Origin of the sequence: Buttiauxella gaviniae ATCC 51604 (assembly GCF_001654835.1) — a bacterium.
Classification (GTDB): domain Bacteria; phylum Pseudomonadota; class Gammaproteobacteria; order Enterobacterales; family Enterobacteriaceae; genus Buttiauxella; species Buttiauxella gaviniae.
In genome coordinates, this window is record NZ_LXEP01000017.1 from 90,653 (window position 1) to 108,202 (window position 17,550).

Here is a 17,550-nt window from a genome sequence, read left to right on the forward strand (position 1 = left end):
TGACCAGGGCGGATAAGCCAAAGCTCTCCGCCCTGGGAACTGATTACTCGCCTTCCCCTGGGAACAGGAAAGGATTAATGCTGCTGCGGGCAAAGCCTTCTTGCTCCATGCGAGCATCCAGCACCAGTGTGGCTAAATCGTCGGCCACGGCTTCGACTTTGGCATCTTTCTCCTGATAGAGAATCTTCAGGTAAGTGCCGCAGTCGCCACAGCTTTCCGCTTTAATTGCTGACTGCTCGCTTTCCAGCGACCAGTAGTTCAAATCGCGGGTTTGCTCGCAGTTACTGCATTTCACCCGCACCACGTGCCACTCGGTTTCGCACAAGTTGCAGTGCAGATAACGCAGGCCGCTGGTGCCGCCAATCTGCACGATGCTGGAAACCGGCATCGAACCGCAAACCGGGCAAAACTGGCGTTGCTCACCGTATTCCGCTTTCGCACGCCCAGGGATCAGGCTTGCCATTTGCGCCCAGTAGAGCGATAACGCCGCCCAAATGAACGGGGCTTTGTCGCTGGAAACCAGTGCAAAATCAGCGTTAAACAGCGCAGTAGCCATCTCTTCCAGCTCTTGCGTTGAGGCTTTCTCCAGGTTTTCGATAACCGCCAGTGCCTGGCCGCTCATCTCTGGTTTTAGCTCAGCAATCAGCGAGTTAAGCAAACGCTGCCAGTGTGGGTCACGCGGCAGAACATGGATGTCTAACGGCGGTTTGCCCGTTTCAGAGGATTTCTGAATCAGCGCCGTTAAGTCCATTTCCAGCGGGTGGTCGTACAGCACCACTTCCTGGGCGTGGGCGATTAGCGCGGCAAAGCGCAGGAAATCACCCAGCGGATTATCGGCGGCCAACTCAAGCAGGCGTTCTGCACGGCGGTTGTAGAGATTTTTCAGCCGGGGGAACAGTAACGGCGGGATCATCTCCGCCGTACGTTTGTCGCTCTTCTCCAGCTGGTCTTGCGGGATTATGCGAATACTCATTCCTGTCGTTTTTCCTGTTTTTGGCGAACTTCACGATACCATTTCGGATGGTGTTTCTTCGCCCAGGACGTTGTGACCCAGCCTTCCACCATCGCAGTAATCGTGCCTTTCACCCAAAGGGCGGCGTAGATGTGGACCATAATAACCACAATCAGTGCCACTGCGGCAAATGAATGCACCATCAGGGCTACGCGAATCACCGGGATTGAGAAAGCAGGAGCGAAATAAGGACGCCAGATAATCACGCCGCTCACCAGCAGTAGCACCAGGAAAATAATCGCCGCCCAGAACACGCATTTCTGGCCGAAGTTATAACGCCCGGTGTCACCCACTTCCTCGTTGACGACGATCTTACGAATATTCTTCGCCCAAAAGATATCATCCCGATTGATTAGATTGTGGTGCCAGTAACGGAAAAACATGATGATAAACGAGGCAAACATCACCACTCCGACGAACGGATGGAGGATGCGCGCCAGCTGTGGCGTACCCAGAATGTGCATCAGCCAGTTAAAGGATGGGAAGAAGAAGCCCAGCCCGCTCACCGCCGCCAGCACGAAGCAGAAAGCGGTGATCCAATGGTTGATGCGCTCCGGTGCGCTGTAACGTTGAATGGTCACTTGTTTTTTCATGGTTTGCGCACCTCGTCATCGTCATGGTGCAAGTTTTCGTCTTCATCATCGGCACGGTTCGGGCCGACTCCCACATAGTGGAACACGCTGGCGGCGAAGGTTGCAGCAAAGCCGATGGCGGCCAGCGGCTTCCAGACACCTTTCCAGAATTTCACGGTTGGGCTGATGGACGGATTTTCCGGCAGGCCGTGATACAGCGTCGGCTTGTCCGCATGATGCAGCACGTACATAACGTGAGTGCCGCCAACGCCTTCCGGGTCGTACAACCCGGCGTTGTCATAACCGCGCGTTTTCAGCTCGCTCACACGTTCGCCCGCCAGCGTTTTCATATCCTCTTTCGAGCCAAAATGAATCGCACCGGTTGGGCACGTTTTCACGCAGGCAGGCTCCTGGCCGACGGTCACACGGTCTACGCACAGGGTGCATTTGTAGACACGGTTGTCCTCCGGGTTCAGGCGCGGTACATCAAACGGGCAACCGGCGATGCAGTAACCGCAGCCGATGCACTGCTCGGACTGGAAATCGACAATGCCATTGGCGTACTGAATGATTGCGCCTTCAGCCGGGCAGGCTTTCAGGCAGCCCGGATCCGCACAGTGCATACAGCCATCTTTGCGGATCAGCCATTCCAGCTTGTCGTTTTGCTCCACTTCCGAGAAACGCATCACCGTCCACGATTTAGCAGTCAGATCCGCCGGGTTGTCATACACCCCGACGTTGCTGCCGATCTCATCGCGCAGATCGTTCCACTCCGAACAGGCCACCTGGCAGGCTTTGCAGCCAATGCAGGTGGTCACGTCGATAAGTTTCGCGACCTCTTGCTGGTGATCCCGCGCCTGAGGCGCGGGCGTGAGGCCGTTGGTGGCGGAACGGCGGATAATATCTTGAGATTGATAAGCCATAATTCCTCTCCGCTACACCTTTTCCACATTGACCAGGAACGCCTTAAATTCAGGCGTTTGCGTGTTGGCATCACCGACAAATGGCGTCAGGGTGTTAGCGATAAAGCCTTTCTTCGCCACGCCTTCATAACCCCAGTGAATCGGAATACCGATGGTGTCCACTTTTTGGCCATTCACATCCAACTGACGAATACGCTTGGTCACCACCGCTTTGGCTTTGATAAAGCCACGGTTGGAGGAGACTTTCACCGTGTCACCGTGAGCAATACCGAGTGAATTTGCGAGCTTTTCGCCAATCTCGATAAACTGCTCTGGCTGCGCGATGGCGTTCAGTACCGCGTGTTTGGTCCAGTAGTGGAAGTGCTCGGTCAGGCGATACGTGGTGCCGACATACGGGAATTTGTCGTGTTTGCCCATCGCTTCCAGATCACCTTTGAACACGCGCGCCGCCGGGTTAGAAACCACGTTCGGGTGCAGCGGGTTGGTGCCAAGCGGCGTTTCAAATGGCTCGTAGTGTTCCGGGAACGGCCCTTCTGCCATCTTGTCGATAGCAAACAGACGCCCTAAACCTTCCGGCTGCATGATGAATGGCCCAACGTCGGTACCCGGTGCGGCGGTGCTGTAGTCGGCGATATCTGCGCCACTCCACTTCGCGCCATCCCAGGAAATCAGGCGGCGTTTTTCATCCCACGGTTTACCTGCGGGATCAGCAGAAGCACGGTTATACAGAATGCGACGGTTAAGCGGCCACGCCCAGGCCCAGCCTAACGTGTTACCCAAACCAGACGGGTCAGCGTTATCACGGCGTGCCATCTGGTTGCCGTCTGGCGTCCAGGAACCGGCGAAGATCCAGCAGCCACTTGAAGTGGTGCCGTCATCGCGCAGTTGAGCAAATGAACTGATTTGTTGGCCTTTTTTCACCAGAACCGTACCGGTTGCCGGGTCGACAACGTCCTGCAACGCTTTACCGTTGCTTTCCATCGCCACTTCTTCCGGCGCCGGGTTATCAGGCGTCTGGTAATTCCAGGTCATGTTCAGCACTTGCTCAGGCAGCGCACCGCCTTCGGCCTGGTACATGTGGCGCATGCGGCTAAAGATGCCCGCGAGGATTTCGCCATCGTTCAGCGCTTCCCCTGGGGCGTCCGCACCTTTCCAGTGCCACTGCAACCAGCGGCCGGAGTTAACGATAGAACCGTTTTCTTCGGCAAAGCAGGTGGATGGTAAGCGGAACACTTCGGTCTGGATTTTCGACGGGTCAACATCATTAAATTCGCCGTGGTTTTGCCAGAAGTTCGCGGTTTCAGTGTTCAGCGGGTCGATGGTCACGAGGAATTTCAGCTTCGACAGTGACGCAATAACTTTGTTTTTGTTCGGGAACGAGGCAACAGGGTTGAAGCCCTGACACAGATAACCGTTCACCTTGCCCTGGTTCATCATCTCGAAATATTGCAGGACGTCGTAGCCCTTGTCCCACTTCGGCAACCAGTCATAACCCCAGCTATTTTCCGCTGTGGCTTTGTCGCCAAAGAAAGCTTTCATCATCGAAACGAAGAATTTCGGATAGTTGCCCCAGTAGTTGACCTGGCCTTCCAGCAGAGGTTTCGGCGTGTTGGCGGCAAGATAAGACTGGAGATCGGCTTGTTTCTCGTTCGGCAGCGTCATGTAGCCCGGCAAGCTTTGTGACAGCAGGCCGAGGTCCGTCAGACCCTGAATATTGGAGTGCCCGCGCAGGGCGTTCACGCCACCGCCTGCCATTCCCATGTTGCCAAGCAGCAACTGAATCATCGCCATGGTGCGAATGTTCTGCGCGCCCACAGAGTGTTGCGTCCAGCCCAGCGCATACAAGAACGATGCAGTTTTATTTTTTGCGCTGGTTTCTGCGATGTATTCACAAACTTTCAGGAAATCATCTTTCGGGGTGCCGCAAATATTGGAAACCACTTCCGGCGTGTAGCGAGAAACGTGCTCTTTGAGCAGGTTCCACACGCAACGCGGATGAGTCAGCGTCAGGTCGCGTTTGGCGAAACCTTTTTCGTCCAGCTCATAGTTCCAGGTGGTTTTGTCGTATTTACGGTTTGCCGCGTCGTAGCCCGAGAACAGGCCGTCATCGAAGCTGTAATCCTCACGCACAATCAGGTTGGCGTTGGTGTAAGCCTCAACGTATTCACGGTTGAATTTATTGTTGTTTATCAGGTACAGCAGCACGCCTGACAGGAAAGCAATGTCAGAACCGGAACGAATCGGAGTGTAGAAATCCGCCACCGATGCGGTTCGCGTAAAGCGCGGATCGATAACAATCAGCTTCGCGCCGTTGTGGATTTTGGCTTCCATCGCCCAGCGGAACCCGACTGGATGAGCTTCTGCCGCGTTTCCACCCATCACAATAACGAGATCGGCGTTCTTGATATCAACCCAGTGGTTGGTCATCGCACCGCGACCAAATGTTGGAGCAAGACTTGCTACCGTTGGTCCGTGTCAGACACGCGCCTGGTTATCCACGGCAAGCATGCCGAGGGCGCGGGAAAATTTCTGGGTTAAATAGCCGGTTTCATTACTGGAAGCGGATGCGCACAACATGCCGGTGGAGAGCCAACGGTTAACCGTGGTTCCCTGGTCGTTCTGGGCAATAAAGTTGGCATCGCGGTCAGCTTTCATTAGTTTGGCAATACGGTCAAATGCCGTTTCCCAACTGATCTGCTCCCACTTATCCGAGCCTGGTGCGCGGTAAGACGGGAATTTCAGACGGCTTTCGCTGTGGATGAAATCCACAAGTCCTGCACCTTTAGGGCAAAGTGCACCACGGTTAACCGGGTGATCCGGGTCGCCTTCGATATGGAAGATAGATGCTTTGGCATTTTTCGCGCCGTCGCCGAGGCTATACATCAATAGCCCACAACCAACGGAACAGTATGTGCAGGTATTACGCGTTTCACGGGTGCGCAGCAATTTATATTGCCGTGTTTCCGCAAGTGCCACGCCTGGGGCAAAGCCCAATGCGGCTGCCGTAGTCCCTGCCATACCGCCAGCACAGATCTTAAAGAACTGTCTTCTGCTGACCTGCATGGGTGCTCCTTGTTTCGACATTATTCACATGACTTTATAGGTGTAATTTTTGCGGTTTGACCGATGAAGGTTCACAATCAAACCCAAACTGGAAATACCCCCTAATCCAATAGGGGTAGTGTTTCCAGAATACCACATTAGAATTAAGGCTGTTCCAATCAGGTTAAGACAAAGTGAACAATTCCAACTCAAATCAGAACAAAATTGTGAACGCCGTCACTGGCGCACGGACCATAGCGCTATGGCAGCGCCAGGATTTAGATCGGTCAAAAGATGACTGGCTGGCTGAAGAAGTCCCGGTGGCTCTGGTCTACAATGGTATTTCGCATGTGGTAATGATGGCATCTCCCAAAGATCTGGAGCTTTTTGCATTAGGTTTTTCCTTATCAGAAGGGATAATTGAATCGCCAGCAGACATTTACGGAATTGATGTTTCGCCAGTGTGTAACGGCCTGGAAGTGCAAATTGAGCTCTCAAGCCGCCGCTTTATGGGGCTGAAAGAACGCCGCCGTTCTCTTGCCGGGCGCACTGGCTGTGGCGTTTGTGGCGTTGAGCAACTCAACGATATTGGCCGCCCAATCTCTCCCCTGCCGTTTACGCAAACATTCGACCTGAACAACCTTGATGCAGCCTTAAACCAGATGCGCGACTACCAGCCAGTCGGGCAACTCACCGGCTGCACGCATGCCGCACTCTGGCTTAATGAAAACGGCACTATTCTGGATGGCAAAGAAGATATCGGCCGCCACGTAGCGCTGGATAAATTGCTTGGCGCACGTGGGCGTGAGGCCTGGCAAAACGGTGCAGTTTTAGTCTCAAGCCGCGCCAGCTATGAGATGGTGCAAAAGTCGGCCCAGTGCGGGGTGGAGATTCTGTTTGCCGTCTCAGCCGCAACCACGCTTGCCGTTGAAGTGGCAAGCCGCTGCAACCTGACGCTCGTTGGATTTAGCAAACCAGGTCGAGCCACGGTTTATACCCATCCACAGCGGTTGTGTTAACAGGCTGTACATTCCGTTACGTACCGACACCAATCACTCACTGAACGTATTTGTTTGTTGGCATAAAGTTATTTCAACGGGCCAACAACCCACACATAAACAAATACGAGACTATCAAAATGAAAAAAGTATTAACTCTGATTGCTGTTGCTGTAATGGGTATGTCCTCTGTTGCTTTCGCTGCTGAAACTACTGCAGCACCTGCTCCAGCAAAACACACCACTACTGTGCACCACAAGAAACACCATAAAGCAGCACCGGTAGCTCAGAAAGCGCAAGCAGCTAAAAAGCACCACAAAAAAGCCACTACAACTGCAACTCCAGCAGCACCACAGAAAGCCCAGGCTGCTAAAAAGCACCACAAAAAAGCCGCTACCACTGCAACTCCAGTAGCGCCACAGAAAGCTCAGGCTGCTAAAAAGCACCACAAAAAAGCAGCTGCACCAGTAGCGCCAGCAGCAAAACCAGCGGTTAAACCAGCTGCATAAGTTGCAATGAAACCCCTCATTATTAAAAACACCCGGCTTGCCGGGTGTTTTGTTATCAAACCTGAGCAACTGCTAAAACGCTTTCGGTTTGAAATCATCTTAATGCTGGTCATTCTTTACGGAATGGCTGCGGTCTGCTGCTACTTTTTGTTTTTCACGCCGTCCACGACTTAAAATCCGCCTGGGTTCTTAACCCACCAATCGTCCGTGCATCACACTTCTGAAAAACTAAATTCCGCCAAACATCGTTGCCGTAGGGGTTCCTTGCCGGGTGATACGAGAAATTACCGCAGAAGATAAGTTGGCGTTTGCCAGGTAGGGTTGGGTAACGCCCTCCCGCTCTGAGAGGGCGTAGGTTAATCATCAAGAAGCAGGTGAAGCCACGAGTTTGCGCGTCTTACCATAAATAATTGTCAGAACCGCAGGGACAGTAAATGCGACGATTATCGCAAACACTTCATAAATCATTTTTGAGTCTGGGCCGCTGAAGAGACCTAACTCGAACACATTAAGCACTGGCAGGAAGCTGTAAGTTTTAACGCCCAGCAAACCGGTAATGCCACCGCCCAACGCGGCACCAATACAACCGAACACAAATAACATTCTGTATTTCAGATTCACGCCATACAGCGCCGGTTCAGTAATACCGAAGAAGGCAGAAATTGAGGCAGAAATCGCGATCTGTTTGTCCTTGAGGTTGCGGGCAATAAAGATTGCGCCGAATGCCGCGCCAAACTGCCCCATTACCGCCGACATGAACATCGCCATAATGGTGTCATAACCATTAACCTGAATATTGATTAGCGCCAGCGGGATGATGCCCCAGTGCACACCGAACACCACAAACAGCTGGCCGATACCTGCCAGCAGTGCGCCAGAAATGACCGGGCTGAGGTCATAAAGCCATGCATATCCGTTAGCAATACCGACCCCAACGTAATCCGCAATCGGGCCAATTAAGGTGAACACCACAAATCCGCAGATGATGAGCGATAAACAAGGCACAAATACAAATGCAGCCAGCTCCGGGATTATCTTCTTCAGCCAGCGTTCCACATAGCTCAGGAACAACACGGCAAATACAGCAGGGATAACCGCGCCACCATAAATCTTAACGTTCAGCGCAAGTCCCATAATATGGAATGCACCGGGAACACTTGGGTCGGTTAAAGGGAAAATCATCGCCGCAGTCAGTGCCAGCGCGGTAAATTTATTCGTTTTAAAACGTTCAGATGCCGTAACTGCAATAAACAACGGCAACATCACAAACACACCGCTCGACAGCGCGTTAAACACGGTGAACACGTAAGAATGCGTATCCACCAGGTTCATTGTTTGCAGCAATACCACAATCCCTTTTACGACACCGACCCCCGCCAGCACACCGATGTAAGGCGTGAAAATAGCGGAAAGTGTAGCCAGCAAGCGGCTTGCCCATGAGCCTTGCGCAGTTGTTTCTTCAGCTACAGGCGTTTGTTCACCGAGCTGCTCTTTAATCGCTGAACATACCTGCTCGACTTTCGGGCCAATGACTATCTGGAATTGACTCGGGCTATCCACTAATTTCACGACTTCAGGAAGACCATATAGCGCTTCCGGATTCACTTTATTTTTATCTTTTAAGGTAAAACGTAAGCGTGTTGCGCAATGAGTAATATGTTCAATATTCCCAGGCTCACCAACATGCTTAATTATTTGTTGGGCAAGCTGACTATATGTCGTCATGGTATTTCCTTAGTTTCAAGGTTTGCGCTGTATTTATTACCCGATAAAAGTATCGGGCAACGTTGTAGGGTAAATTAGTAATCAAAGAATAATTAGGCGTAATCGCCAGGTTTTGTTTTACTCTTAACAGAAATACCAAAATCGGTAAAAATACGCTGTGGCAAGTTATTACCTTTCGCTTCAGCGATATGGTGCGCCAGAATCTGGAAAGGAATAACCATCAGTAACGGGGCGATAAATATATCTACCGCAGCATTAATGGTGAGCGTTCTTTCATCGCTACTTTCGCCTAATTTAACGGTGTAAATATAATCGGTATATTTTTGCTCATAAGCTTTCAGAAGTAATAAACGCTCACGCGCTTCTCCAGGCGTGTCGAGGAAAAACATCCTATGATTGCCGTTCACTTCAAAATAAGGGCCATGCATAAAGGCTTCCAGTTCTACCCCTTGCGATGGCACGCGAATAGTTTCTGCAAACTTGGTTTCCATTTCTTTAATCACACCCACACTCGGGCCATAGCCAATTGCCGTAAATCTTGGGGAGGCAGTTAGCTCATCTTTCCATTTTTCGAAAAAGACTTCAGTTGTATCAATAATCTGTGGGATAGATTTTACTGCTATGGCTAATTTCACTAACTCTTCGGCTTCCTGCGTTTCAGTGATTAAACCATTGCAACGCGCAGTATAAAGACCCAGCAACATGAATTTAAAAATAGTCGCCACATAACCTTTAGTGACGTAACCCACGCGCTCTTCACCAATTTCAATATCGATGGCGTGATCAACAGTTTTCGCCAGTTCGCTTAACAGTTTGCTGGTTAAACCGTACGTCACCACCGGGAAACTTTTACGAATGTGTTTTATCGCATTGATGGTGGATGTGCTTTCGCCACTTTGCGATACGCCAAGCACCAGATCGGTCGCGGTATCCATTTTTTCGTAGTGCTGGAAGTGGAACGGCTCCTCCACGGTAACGCGCACGTTCGCCAGGTTTTCAACATAGTATTTCGCGCTTTTGATGGCGTTTATACTTGAACCAGTAGCTAAAACCAACCACGTGCTCTTTCCTTTAATCGCTGGTAGATCATGCGGATAACGATCAAGCATTGCTGAAAGTGTAGCTTGCTCTTCGTGAATGTAAGTCATCATTGTCGGCTTCATTGGCCCTCCTGAAATCAAAACCTGAAAACGTTTTCAGGTTTTAGGCTAGAGGAGCACGCGTGGGGTTGTCAATCCACTTTTCAGCAATTGTGGTGGGGATCAAAAAATATCGTGTACGGGGGTTTTGGAGCCGTCAGAAATACTGAAATGCTAAGAGAGAGCTAGCAGGACTCGCCTGGTATCAGGCTCAGCTGGATTTTTTCAGGCACTACAGATTCAGTCGTATCTTTCAGCAATGTCATTAAAACTTGCATCACTGTTTTACCGATGAGTTCATTGTGATGGTTCACCGTGGTAATTCGTGGAATGAAATATTCACTACCGGGGAAATACTCACAGCTGACAATAGCAATATCTTCAGGCACAGCAATATTTTTATCTTTTAATGCCCGAATTGCACCTTTTGCCACATGGTCATTAATCGCCACAATAGCTTCGGGCAATTTTTCACTTTGCGAGAGCAACTTATCTACCGCTTCATAGCCATGTTGTAAGTAGAAGTTATTTAATACAATGTGATTATCGTCAACCATTATATTAGCTTGCTGAAGCGTGTTTTTAAATGAATCTATACGTTGCTGGGTGATATAAACACTTTTCGAGCCACCAATGAACCCGATGCTTTTATAGCCCTTACTTATCAGATGATTAGTTGCAAGTGCAACACACCCAGACTGATCGCGCTCTACACAAGAATAATCTACACCGACTAATTGCCGCCCAACAACAATAACCGGAATGGCCGCACAAAGTTTCTTCAACTCATGGGAATAAGAGTCTGGCACATTATTATAATCAATATTCCCACCAAGAATAATAACTCCATCAATTTGGCTATCAGTAATCGAGTTAAAAATATTTTCTTCAGGAATAATTTCACTCTGTGATGAGGATTTATTAGCTGATTGAGTATCGTAGAGTGTGACTTTATATCCCGCCCGTAAACTCTCATTTTCGATTTGAGCAACCAGCATCACAAAATATGGGTTACTGATATCGGAAACGACAATCGCCAGCGTCTGTGTCTTTTTGGAAATCATACCGCGCGCCAACAAATTGGGGCTGAATTGTTGCTCCTGAATAACCTTTTCAACCCTGGCGCGAGTTTTATCCGCCACCCAGCTGTTGTTATTCAGAACACGGGAAACTGTCGCAATAGATACATTGGCCAGTTCTGCAATATCCTTGATTGTTAGCGGCTTTTTCATTTTTTTGTCTCGTCCCTACAAGGCGTTAATAGTAGGGCAACGCGCCGAGTGAAGCAAAGGGGGATTTTCTTCATCCAAACAGACTGCACTTTTTATTCCATCTGCCGATAACTTAAACAGGGAACGGGGCAACGATGACCCGCCGGGTTACAACCAGAGGTTTAAATGGATAGTTTTCAAAAAGATATTGATGAAAGGGCTAACCTGGCGTTATCCAACAAGTTTGAGCTTTTGTTGTTCCGCTTAGGGGAAGGTCAGCACGGCGGAAAATCAGAGCTGTATGGCATCAACGTGTTTAAACTGCGCGAAATTGTGCCAATGCCGAAAATTAACCGCGCGGCAGGGATGATGTCACCGCTGTTGGGCATGGCAAATATTCGTGACCAATTTATCCCGGTTATCGACCTGCCCGCCGTTACCGGCTGCACGCCAAAAACTGGCCTCAATCTTCTTTTAATTACCGAATACGCCCGTAGCACGCAGGCATTTGCGGTGGAGTCGGTAGAAAATATTATCCGCCTCGACTGGAGCCAGGTTCACGCTGCCGAATCTGGTGTGAGTAGCCGCAATATCACCAGTATCGCTTCACTCAATAGCGACGAATACAAAGGCGAGCTGGCGCTGGTACTCGATGTTGAACAGATTCTTTACGACATTATTCCTTCCGGGCGCAAAGTCGATATGGCGGCCATCGAAGGGAACACAAACCCTCTGAAACCGGGTGCTGTCGCGATTGTTGCCGAAGATTCAAAAGTCGCCCGCCAGATGCTTGAGCAAGGCCTGAAAGGCATGGGTATTCCGGTGATGATGCATTCCACGGGGCTTGAAGCGTGGGAGAAAATCAAAGTGATTGCCGCAGAAGCCAAAGCCGCTGGCCAGCCGATCACCGATCGTATTGGTATGGTACTAACAGATATTGAAATGCCGGAAATGGATGGCTTCACCCTGACCCGTAATATCAAATCGGATATCGTGTTAAAGCAGATTCCTGTGGTGATTCACTCGTCTCTATCAGGTAGCGCCAACGAAGATCACGTCCGCAAAGTGGGCGCGAATGGCTATGTCGCCAAATTCGATGTGAAGGAGCTTTCCGAGGTGATTCATAAGGCGCTGGATGGCGCTTGAATAAAATTCAACCTGTAAGGGTTATTTACAAGTTCGTCATGAGCCTGAGTTGTTCGGTTTAACCGAACAACTCAGATTGCTAATCAAGGTTTTATAAGGGGATAAGCGGCATGCACCATCCACCACTTTTGTCGGTTGGCTCTACGCTTGCCAAAAAAAAAGCGTAGCCCCTCCCCCTACTCTAAATAAAATACCCCTTTCAGCTCCACACTCACCGGGCTGTTGTCGGCATTACTCGGCATGATTTCGCTCATATGCTTCCACCAGCGCTGGCAAACTTCCGTTTGGGCAACCGCGTTCCAGCGAGCTTCGGACTCAATTTCTACCGTGGCAAAAAGTAGGTTGCGTTGAGCATCAAGATAAATAGCGTAGTGATGAGCACCGTGCTGCTTAAGTACCGCTTCCAGCTCTGGCCAAATCGGCGTATGACGACGTTGATATTCTTCATGGGCATCGGAATTCACCTGCATCACAAAGGCTTTGCGGATCATAACGCCTCCAGATAAAGCTCGCGCACTTCCTCGCGGGTCGCCACGCGTGGGTTGCACCCTGCGCACGGATCGGCCAGCGCGTTGTCCAGCCAGCCTTCAATGTCAGCGGTTTTAATGCCAAGCTGGCTAAAGCCAGATGGGATGCCAACGCGTGAAGATAATGCGCGAATGGCGAGAATCGCCTCAAAACTGGCTTCTTCTTCGCTCATATCCTGAGTATTTACGCCCATCGCTGCGGCAACTTTCGCAAAACGTGCAACGGCTTTCGGGCGGTTAAAGGCTTCGATGACGGGCAACAAGATGGCATTACACACGCCATGCGGCAGGTTGTGCGTCGCACCCGGCTGGTGTGCCAGCGCATGCACCAGGCCAAGGCCCGCGCTGTTAAATGCCATGCCCGCCAGGTACTGCCCGTAAGCCATCATTTCACGCGCTTCGAGGTTGTGTCCGTTTTCGACCGCTTTTGGTAACCACTGGCTAATCAGGCGGATAGACTCCAGCGCGTTGGCATCGGTCAGCGGGTGTGCGGCAACGGAAACATAGGCTTCGATGGCGTGAGTTAGCGCGTCCATGCCGGTTGCAGCAGTGACGCTTGCCGGGATGTCGAGCATCACGCTGGCATCATCGACGGCAATATCCGGGATCAGATTGGTGTCGATAATCACTTCTTTTACGTGGCGCACGGAATCGGTGATGACCGCATTGCTGGTCATCTCAGCCGCAGTCCCGGCAGTGGTGTTAATAGCCACCAGCGGCACGCCTGGGTTAGTCACTTTACCCACACCTGAATAGGCGGTTGATGGGCCTGGGTTTGCGGTGAGGATCTTCACTGCTTTGGCGGTATCAATCGGGCTGCCGCCACCGAAGGCGATCAGATAATCACAGTCGCCTGCCTGATACGCCGCGAAGCCTTTTTGCACCAGTTCTTCTGTCGGGTTCGGGAACACTTCATCGAACAGTTCGTAAGAAAGCTGATGTTCGTCGAGCGCGCTAAACAGGCTGTCGAGCAGGCCCATTTTTACCAGTTGCCCGTCGGTGATAATTAACGCTTTTCCCCAGGGTTTGGCGGCAATCAATTTCACCATGTCGCCGATGGCACCCGCGCCGTGAAGGCTGATTTTTGGTAAGGCCAACATAAAGCTCATTGCTATTCTCCTTAATATTATGACGATGGCCACCCGGTCATCGTCTCGGTATTCATCCTCGCCGACGTGCTAAAACGCGCCGGGTAATAATCGGTAGCGAAATCACGGTGATCAGCATCGCGCCGACGATAATCGACATCACGATGCCCGGCACATTCAGCAGACTCAGGCCGAAGGTCACCAGCCCCATAAGGAATGCGGCGATAATCACGCCCGCCATGCTGCCGGAGCCGCCAAGAATATTGACACCGCCCAGCACCGCCATGGTCACCACGCTCAGCTCCCAACCCATCGCAATCGTCGGGCGCGTGCTGCCAAGACGTGAGGTCAGTAAAACCGACGCCAGTCCCGCCATCACGCCCACCAGCACAAACAACATCAGGTTGTGGCGCTTCACGTTAATGCCGGAATACCACGCGCCAGTCGGGTTATTACCGATGGCGTACGTCCGGCGGCCAAAGTTGGTTTTGTGCAGCAAGAAGGCGAACACCGCCGCCAACACCATGAACAGGGCAAACTCGAACGACAACGCGCCCCAGACGTAACCCTGCCCAAGCCAGGCGAAACTTTCCGGGTAGTGATTCAGTGCCTGGTCGCCGAGCAAAATGTAGGTAATGCCGCGATACAAACTCATGGTGCCGATGGTGATCACAATCGACGAAAGGTTAAAGCGTGTGACCAGCAGGCCATTGAACAAACCGCACAGCAACCCGATGCCAAGCCCGATGCACACCAGCCCAGCGGTATCGACGCCTGCCTGAGCGCAAAAGCCCATTGCCGTTGAACTGAGCGCAATAGTTGAGGCAACGGACAGGTCAATTTCCCGGGCGATAATCAACATCGCCATCGGCAACACGATGATCGCTTTTTCGGTGAAGTTGAAGGTGGCGTCCGACAGGTTCCAGATATTGAGGAAATACGGCGAGGCCAGTGCGTTCACCACAAATACCGCCAGCGTCACCGCCAGCAAAAACGACTCCCAGCACAGCAAGCGGCGCAATAATGGAGCCGTCGCGGCCTGCGGTGGAACAGATTCAGAAATCAGCGTCTTATTCATGGCTCACTCCCGGAGTTTGTCGCGCCAGCGCTGCGTCGCGCAGAATCAGCCGCCCTTTGCGTTTGTTGCCGCGTTCATTGAGCAACACCGCCACCACAATCACTGCGCCGGATATCGCCATTTGCCAGAACGGCGACACGCCAATCACCGGCAGCGCATTGTTGATGACGCCGAGGAACAGCGCGCCAAACAGGCAGCCGAGCACACGCCCGATACCGCCCATGGTGCTGATTCCGCCAATGACACAGGCTGCGACGATTTGCAGTTCAAAACCGTTAGCTACGTCGACATACGCAACGGCAAATCGAGAAATCCACAAATAGCCGCAAAAACCGGCCAGCGCTCCCGAAAGGCTAAAGCTGATGAACTGCATTTTCCCGGCATTGATACCGGTGTAATACGCCGCCGTGGCGTTGCCGCCCGCGGTGTACATCGCCCGCCCGGTGCGGCTGTAACGCAAGAAATAGCCCACCAGCAAAAGCGCCGCGACCGCACACCAACTCAGCAACGGCATTCCCAGCACGACCGCGCGCGGCAATCCGAGAAACTCGCTACTCATCTGATGCGCATTAATCCAGCCGCCGTTTGAGAGCAGGAAGATAATGCCGCGATAAATACTCATGGTGCCCAGCGTGACGACAATCGCCGGAATGCCGAGCTTCCAGACCAGCAAACCGTTAATTACCCCCATCACCAGACCCAGAACGGTCGCCAGGGACAGCAGTGCCCACACCGGGATTTGCGGATAGTGGAAGTTAAGCAAGGCGACAATCATGCCGGTCAGCGCGAGGTTCGCCGCCATCGACAAATCAATGCCTTTGGTCAGCAGCACCATCATTTGGCCGAGGGCGAGAATAATCAGGATCGAGGTGTCATTGAACATTTCCACCAGATTGCCTGGCGCCAGGAACGACGGCACGCGGCTGCCAATCCCCAGAATCATCAGCAAGATGACGCCCGCCAGCAAGAATTCGCGATGTTTGAGAAGAGATTGCCACATTACGCTGCCTCCTCATGGGAGCCGCTGGCGGCGCTGACAATCATCTCAGCACTCGCTTCGCCCGCTTCAAATTGCGCCACCATCAGCCCTTCGTGCATCACGATAATGCGGTCGGCCATGCCCATCACTTCCGGCAATTCTGACGACACCATGATCACCGCCAGGCCGTGGCCGACCAGCTCAGACATAAACTGGTGCACCGCCGCTTTCGAGCCGATATCGATACCTTTGGTCGGCTCATCGAGAATGATGACTTCCGGTTGAGTCGCCAGCCATTTGCTAATCACCACCTTCTGCTGGTTGCCGCCGGAAAGCGTTTCAACCGGCTGTTTCCAGCTAAAGGCTTTTACTTGTAAACGTTTGGCGTATTCATCCGCCAACGCCCATTCACGCGCATCGTTTAATACGCCGCGCGGGTTAAGGCGGCTCAGTTGTGGCAGGCTAATGTTTTGATAAATCGGCAGTTCGATAATCGCGCCCTGCTTCTGACGCTCTTCCGGCACGCAGACAATCCCGGCTTTAATCGCGTCCGCTGGCTGGCGAAACTGCATCGCCTGGCCGTTGAGCAAGATTTCACCGTGAGACGGGCGTGAAACACCCGATAGCGCCTGCATTAATTCGGTACGCCCGGCGCCGACTAAGCCGTAGAAACCGAGGATTTCCCCTTTGCGAAGCGTGAAGTCGATATGGGCAAACTCGGTTGGATGGCAGAGATCTTTCACCTCTAACACCACGTCACCAGGTTCGCAGTTCACTTTCGGGAAGGCGTGTGTGATTTCACGCCCGACCATCATGGTGACCATGCGTTCTTCGCTGATATCGTCGATTTGCCCGGAGCCGATGTACACGCCGTCGCGCAGAATGGTGTAGTGATCGGCGATGGCAAAGATTTCGTCGAACTTGTGCGAGATAAACAGAATCGCTTTGCCTTCGCGTTTCAGGCGTTCAACGATTTGATAGAACTCGACGATTTCATGCTGCGAAAGTGCGGCGGTCGGTTCATCGAGGATCACCACTTGCGCTTCAAACGATAACGCGCGGGCAATCGCTACCATATGGCGTTGGGCAATACTGAGAGTTTTGAGCGTGGCGCGAGGGTTAATTTGCACTTCGAGGCGAGTGAGGATTTCCTGCGCCTGCTGGTGCATGGCGGGCCAGTCGAGCTTCTTGAAGAAGCCGCGGTAAATATAGTGGCCGACGAAAATATTTTCGGTGACGGTCAGTTCATCGAACAGCACCGTTTCCTGGTGAATCGCTGTGATACCGACTTTGTGCGCCGCTTCCGGGTTGGGCAGCGTAATCGGTATCGCTTTATAAAGCAGTTCGCCTTCTTCCGGCTGATAAATCCCGGTCATAACTTTGACCAGCGTGGATTTACCCGCGCCATTTTCACCGATCAGCGCCGTGACTTTGCCCGGCCACAAATCCAGATGAACGTTTTCGAGGGCGCGTACGCCGGGGAAAACTTTGGTTATTCCCTTCAGGGACAGCAATGGTGTGGTGAGTGTCATGGTCAATTCCCCATCCAAAATGGTGGATGGCGCGAACGCTTATCCACCCTACGTTTGGCTTTTGTAAGG

Annotated in this window: 15 protein-coding genes; 3 read left to right on the top strand and 12 right to left on the bottom strand. The window is 51.9% G+C overall.

The window, feature by feature from the left end; translation table 11 throughout:
• Positions 1-43: 43 nt before the first annotated feature.
• The 4 genes from fdhE to fdnG are packed head-to-tail and all read right to left on the bottom strand — an operon-like array spanning position 44 to position 5,570.
• Complete coding sequence (gene fdhE / locus M977_RS09650; protein ID WP_064514396.1) at positions 44-973, bottom strand: formate dehydrogenase accessory protein FdhE; 930 nt, start codon at positions 971-973, stop codon at positions 44-46.
• Complete coding sequence (fdoI, locus tag M977_RS09655; RefSeq protein WP_064514398.1) at positions 970-1,605, bottom strand: formate dehydrogenase cytochrome b556 subunit; 636 nt, start codon at positions 1,603-1,605, stop codon at positions 970-972. Before fdoI ends, fdhE begins: the two co-directional genes overlap by 4 nt.
• Positions 1,602-2,507 (bottom strand): formate dehydrogenase subunit beta, encoded by a 906-nt coding sequence (gene fdxH, locus M977_RS09660; RefSeq protein ID WP_064514400.1) that lies wholly within the window; start codon positions 2,505-2,507, stop codon positions 1,602-1,604. The genes fdoI and fdxH overlap by 4 nt, the downstream gene beginning before the upstream one ends.
• Before the next feature lie 12 nt (positions 2,508-2,519).
• Positions 2,520-5,570, bottom strand: coding sequence for a formate dehydrogenase-N subunit alpha (fdnG, locus tag M977_RS09665; RefSeq protein ID WP_157092061.1), 3,051 nt, complete (start codon positions 5,568-5,570; stop codon positions 2,520-2,522).
• A 173-nt stretch (positions 5,571-5,743) separates the two neighbouring features.
• Here fdnG and fdhD point away from each other — a divergent pair, with 173 nt between their 5' ends.
• Together fdhD and asr are read left to right on the top strand one after the other, a co-directional pair.
• Positions 5,744-6,568, top strand: a complete 825-nt coding sequence (gene fdhD, locus M977_RS09675) for a formate dehydrogenase accessory sulfurtransferase FdhD (protein WP_064514404.1) — start codon at positions 5,744-5,746, stop codon at positions 6,566-6,568.
• Between the two features lie 119 nt (positions 6,569-6,687).
• The gene (gene asr / locus M977_RS09680) at positions 6,688-7,056 is read left to right on the top strand and encodes an acid resistance repetitive basic protein Asr (protein WP_064514407.1); all 369 of its coding nucleotides are present in this window, start codon (positions 6,688-6,690) and stop codon (positions 7,054-7,056) included.
• A gap of 363 nt (positions 7,057-7,419) precedes the next feature.
• On the opposite strand, the gene M977_RS09685 is transcribed toward asr, so the two are convergent.
• From M977_RS09685 to M977_RS09695, 3 genes are all read right to left on the bottom strand, one after another.
• Positions 7,420-8,781 (bottom strand): PTS transporter subunit EIIC, encoded by a 1,362-nt coding sequence (locus tag M977_RS09685; RefSeq protein WP_064514409.1) that lies wholly within the window; start codon positions 8,779-8,781, stop codon positions 7,420-7,422.
• 92 nt (positions 8,782-8,873) lie between these two features.
• The gene (locus tag M977_RS09690) at positions 8,874-9,944 is read right to left on the bottom strand and encodes an SIS domain-containing protein (RefSeq protein WP_064514412.1); all 1,071 of its coding nucleotides are present in this window, start codon (positions 9,942-9,944) and stop codon (positions 8,874-8,876) included.
• A gap of 161 nt (positions 9,945-10,105) precedes the next feature.
• Entirely contained in the window at positions 10,106-11,152 is a 1,047-nt protein-coding gene (locus M977_RS09695; RefSeq protein WP_064514414.1) for a LacI family DNA-binding transcriptional regulator, read from the bottom strand.
• Positions 11,153-11,317: 165 nt separating this feature from the next.
• Between M977_RS09695 and M977_RS09700 the strand changes: the two genes are divergently transcribed.
• Entirely contained in the window at positions 11,318-12,277 is a 960-nt protein-coding gene (locus M977_RS09700; RefSeq protein ID WP_064514416.1) for a chemotaxis protein, read from the top strand.
• A gap of 176 nt (positions 12,278-12,453) precedes the next feature.
• Here the strand turns inward: M977_RS09700 and rhaM are convergent, their stop codons facing one another.
• Genes rhaM through M977_RS09725 form a run of 5 tightly spaced genes read right to left on the bottom strand, consistent with a single transcriptional unit; the run spans position 12,454 to position 17,481 of the window.
• Positions 12,454-12,768 (bottom strand): L-rhamnose mutarotase, encoded by a 315-nt coding sequence (gene rhaM, locus M977_RS09705; protein WP_064514418.1) that lies wholly within the window; start codon positions 12,766-12,768, stop codon positions 12,454-12,456.
• Entirely contained in the window at positions 12,765-13,913 is a 1,149-nt protein-coding gene (gene fucO / locus M977_RS09710) for a lactaldehyde reductase (RefSeq protein WP_064514420.1), read from the bottom strand. Before fucO ends, rhaM begins: the two co-directional genes overlap by 4 nt.
• A gap of 52 nt (positions 13,914-13,965) precedes the next feature.
• On the bottom strand, positions 13,966-14,970 hold the full coding sequence (locus M977_RS09715) for an ABC transporter permease (protein WP_064514422.1): 1,005 nt from the start codon (positions 14,968-14,970) through the stop codon (positions 13,966-13,968).
• Positions 14,963-15,970 (bottom strand): ABC transporter permease, encoded by a 1,008-nt coding sequence (locus tag M977_RS09720; RefSeq protein ID WP_064514425.1) that lies wholly within the window; start codon positions 15,968-15,970, stop codon positions 14,963-14,965. The genes M977_RS09715 and M977_RS09720 overlap by 8 nt, the downstream gene beginning before the upstream one ends.
• Positions 15,970-17,481, bottom strand: a complete 1,512-nt coding sequence (locus M977_RS09725) for a sugar ABC transporter ATP-binding protein (RefSeq protein WP_064514429.1) — start codon at positions 17,479-17,481, stop codon at positions 15,970-15,972. The genes M977_RS09720 and M977_RS09725 overlap by 1 nt, the downstream gene beginning before the upstream one ends.
• Between the last annotated feature and the right edge of the window lie 69 nt (positions 17,482-17,550).

What these genes read in the sequence shown, in the direction of transcription:
- M977_RS09720 (WP_064514425.1), bottom strand. Translation starts at nt 15,970, where the DNA reads ATGTGGCAATCTCTTCTCAAACATCGCGAATTCTTGCTGGCGGGCGTC.
- M977_RS09715 (WP_064514422.1), bottom strand. Translation starts at nt 14,970, where the DNA reads ATGAATAAGACGCTGATTTCTGAATCTGTTCCACCGCAGGCCGCGACG.
- M977_RS09695 (WP_064514414.1), bottom strand. Translation starts at nt 11,152, where the DNA reads ATGAAAAAGCCGCTAACAATCAAGGATATTGCAGAACTGGCCAATGTA.
- fucO (WP_064514420.1), bottom strand. Translation starts at nt 13,913, where the DNA reads ATGAGCTTTATGTTGGCCTTACCAAAAATCAGCCTTCACGGCGCGGGT.
- fdhE (WP_064514396.1), bottom strand. Translation starts at nt 973, where the DNA reads ATGAGTATTCGCATAATCCCGCAAGACCAGCTGGAGAAGAGCGACAAA.
- fdoI (WP_064514398.1), bottom strand. Translation starts at nt 1,605, where the DNA reads ATGAAAAAACAAGTGACCATTCAACGTTACAGCGCACCGGAGCGCATC.
- fdxH (WP_064514400.1), bottom strand. Translation starts at nt 2,507, where the DNA reads ATGGCTTATCAATCTCAAGATATTATCCGCCGTTCCGCCACCAACGGC.
- M977_RS09700 (WP_064514416.1), top strand. Translation starts at nt 11,318, where the DNA reads ATGGATAGTTTTCAAAAAGATATTGATGAAAGGGCTAACCTGGCGTTA.
- rhaM (WP_064514418.1), bottom strand. Translation starts at nt 12,768, where the DNA reads ATGATCCGCAAAGCCTTTGTGATGCAGGTGAATTCCGATGCCCATGAA.
- M977_RS09685 (WP_064514409.1), bottom strand. Translation starts at nt 8,781, where the DNA reads ATGACGACATATAGTCAGCTTGCCCAACAAATAATTAAGCATGTTGGT.
- M977_RS09690 (WP_064514412.1), bottom strand. Translation starts at nt 9,944, where the DNA reads ATGAAGCCGACAATGATGACTTACATTCACGAAGAGCAAGCTACACTT.
- asr (WP_064514407.1), top strand. Translation starts at nt 6,688, where the DNA reads ATGAAAAAAGTATTAACTCTGATTGCTGTTGCTGTAATGGGTATGTCC.
- M977_RS09725 (WP_064514429.1), bottom strand. Translation starts at nt 17,481, where the DNA reads ATGACACTCACCACACCATTGCTGTCCCTGAAGGGAATAACCAAAGTT.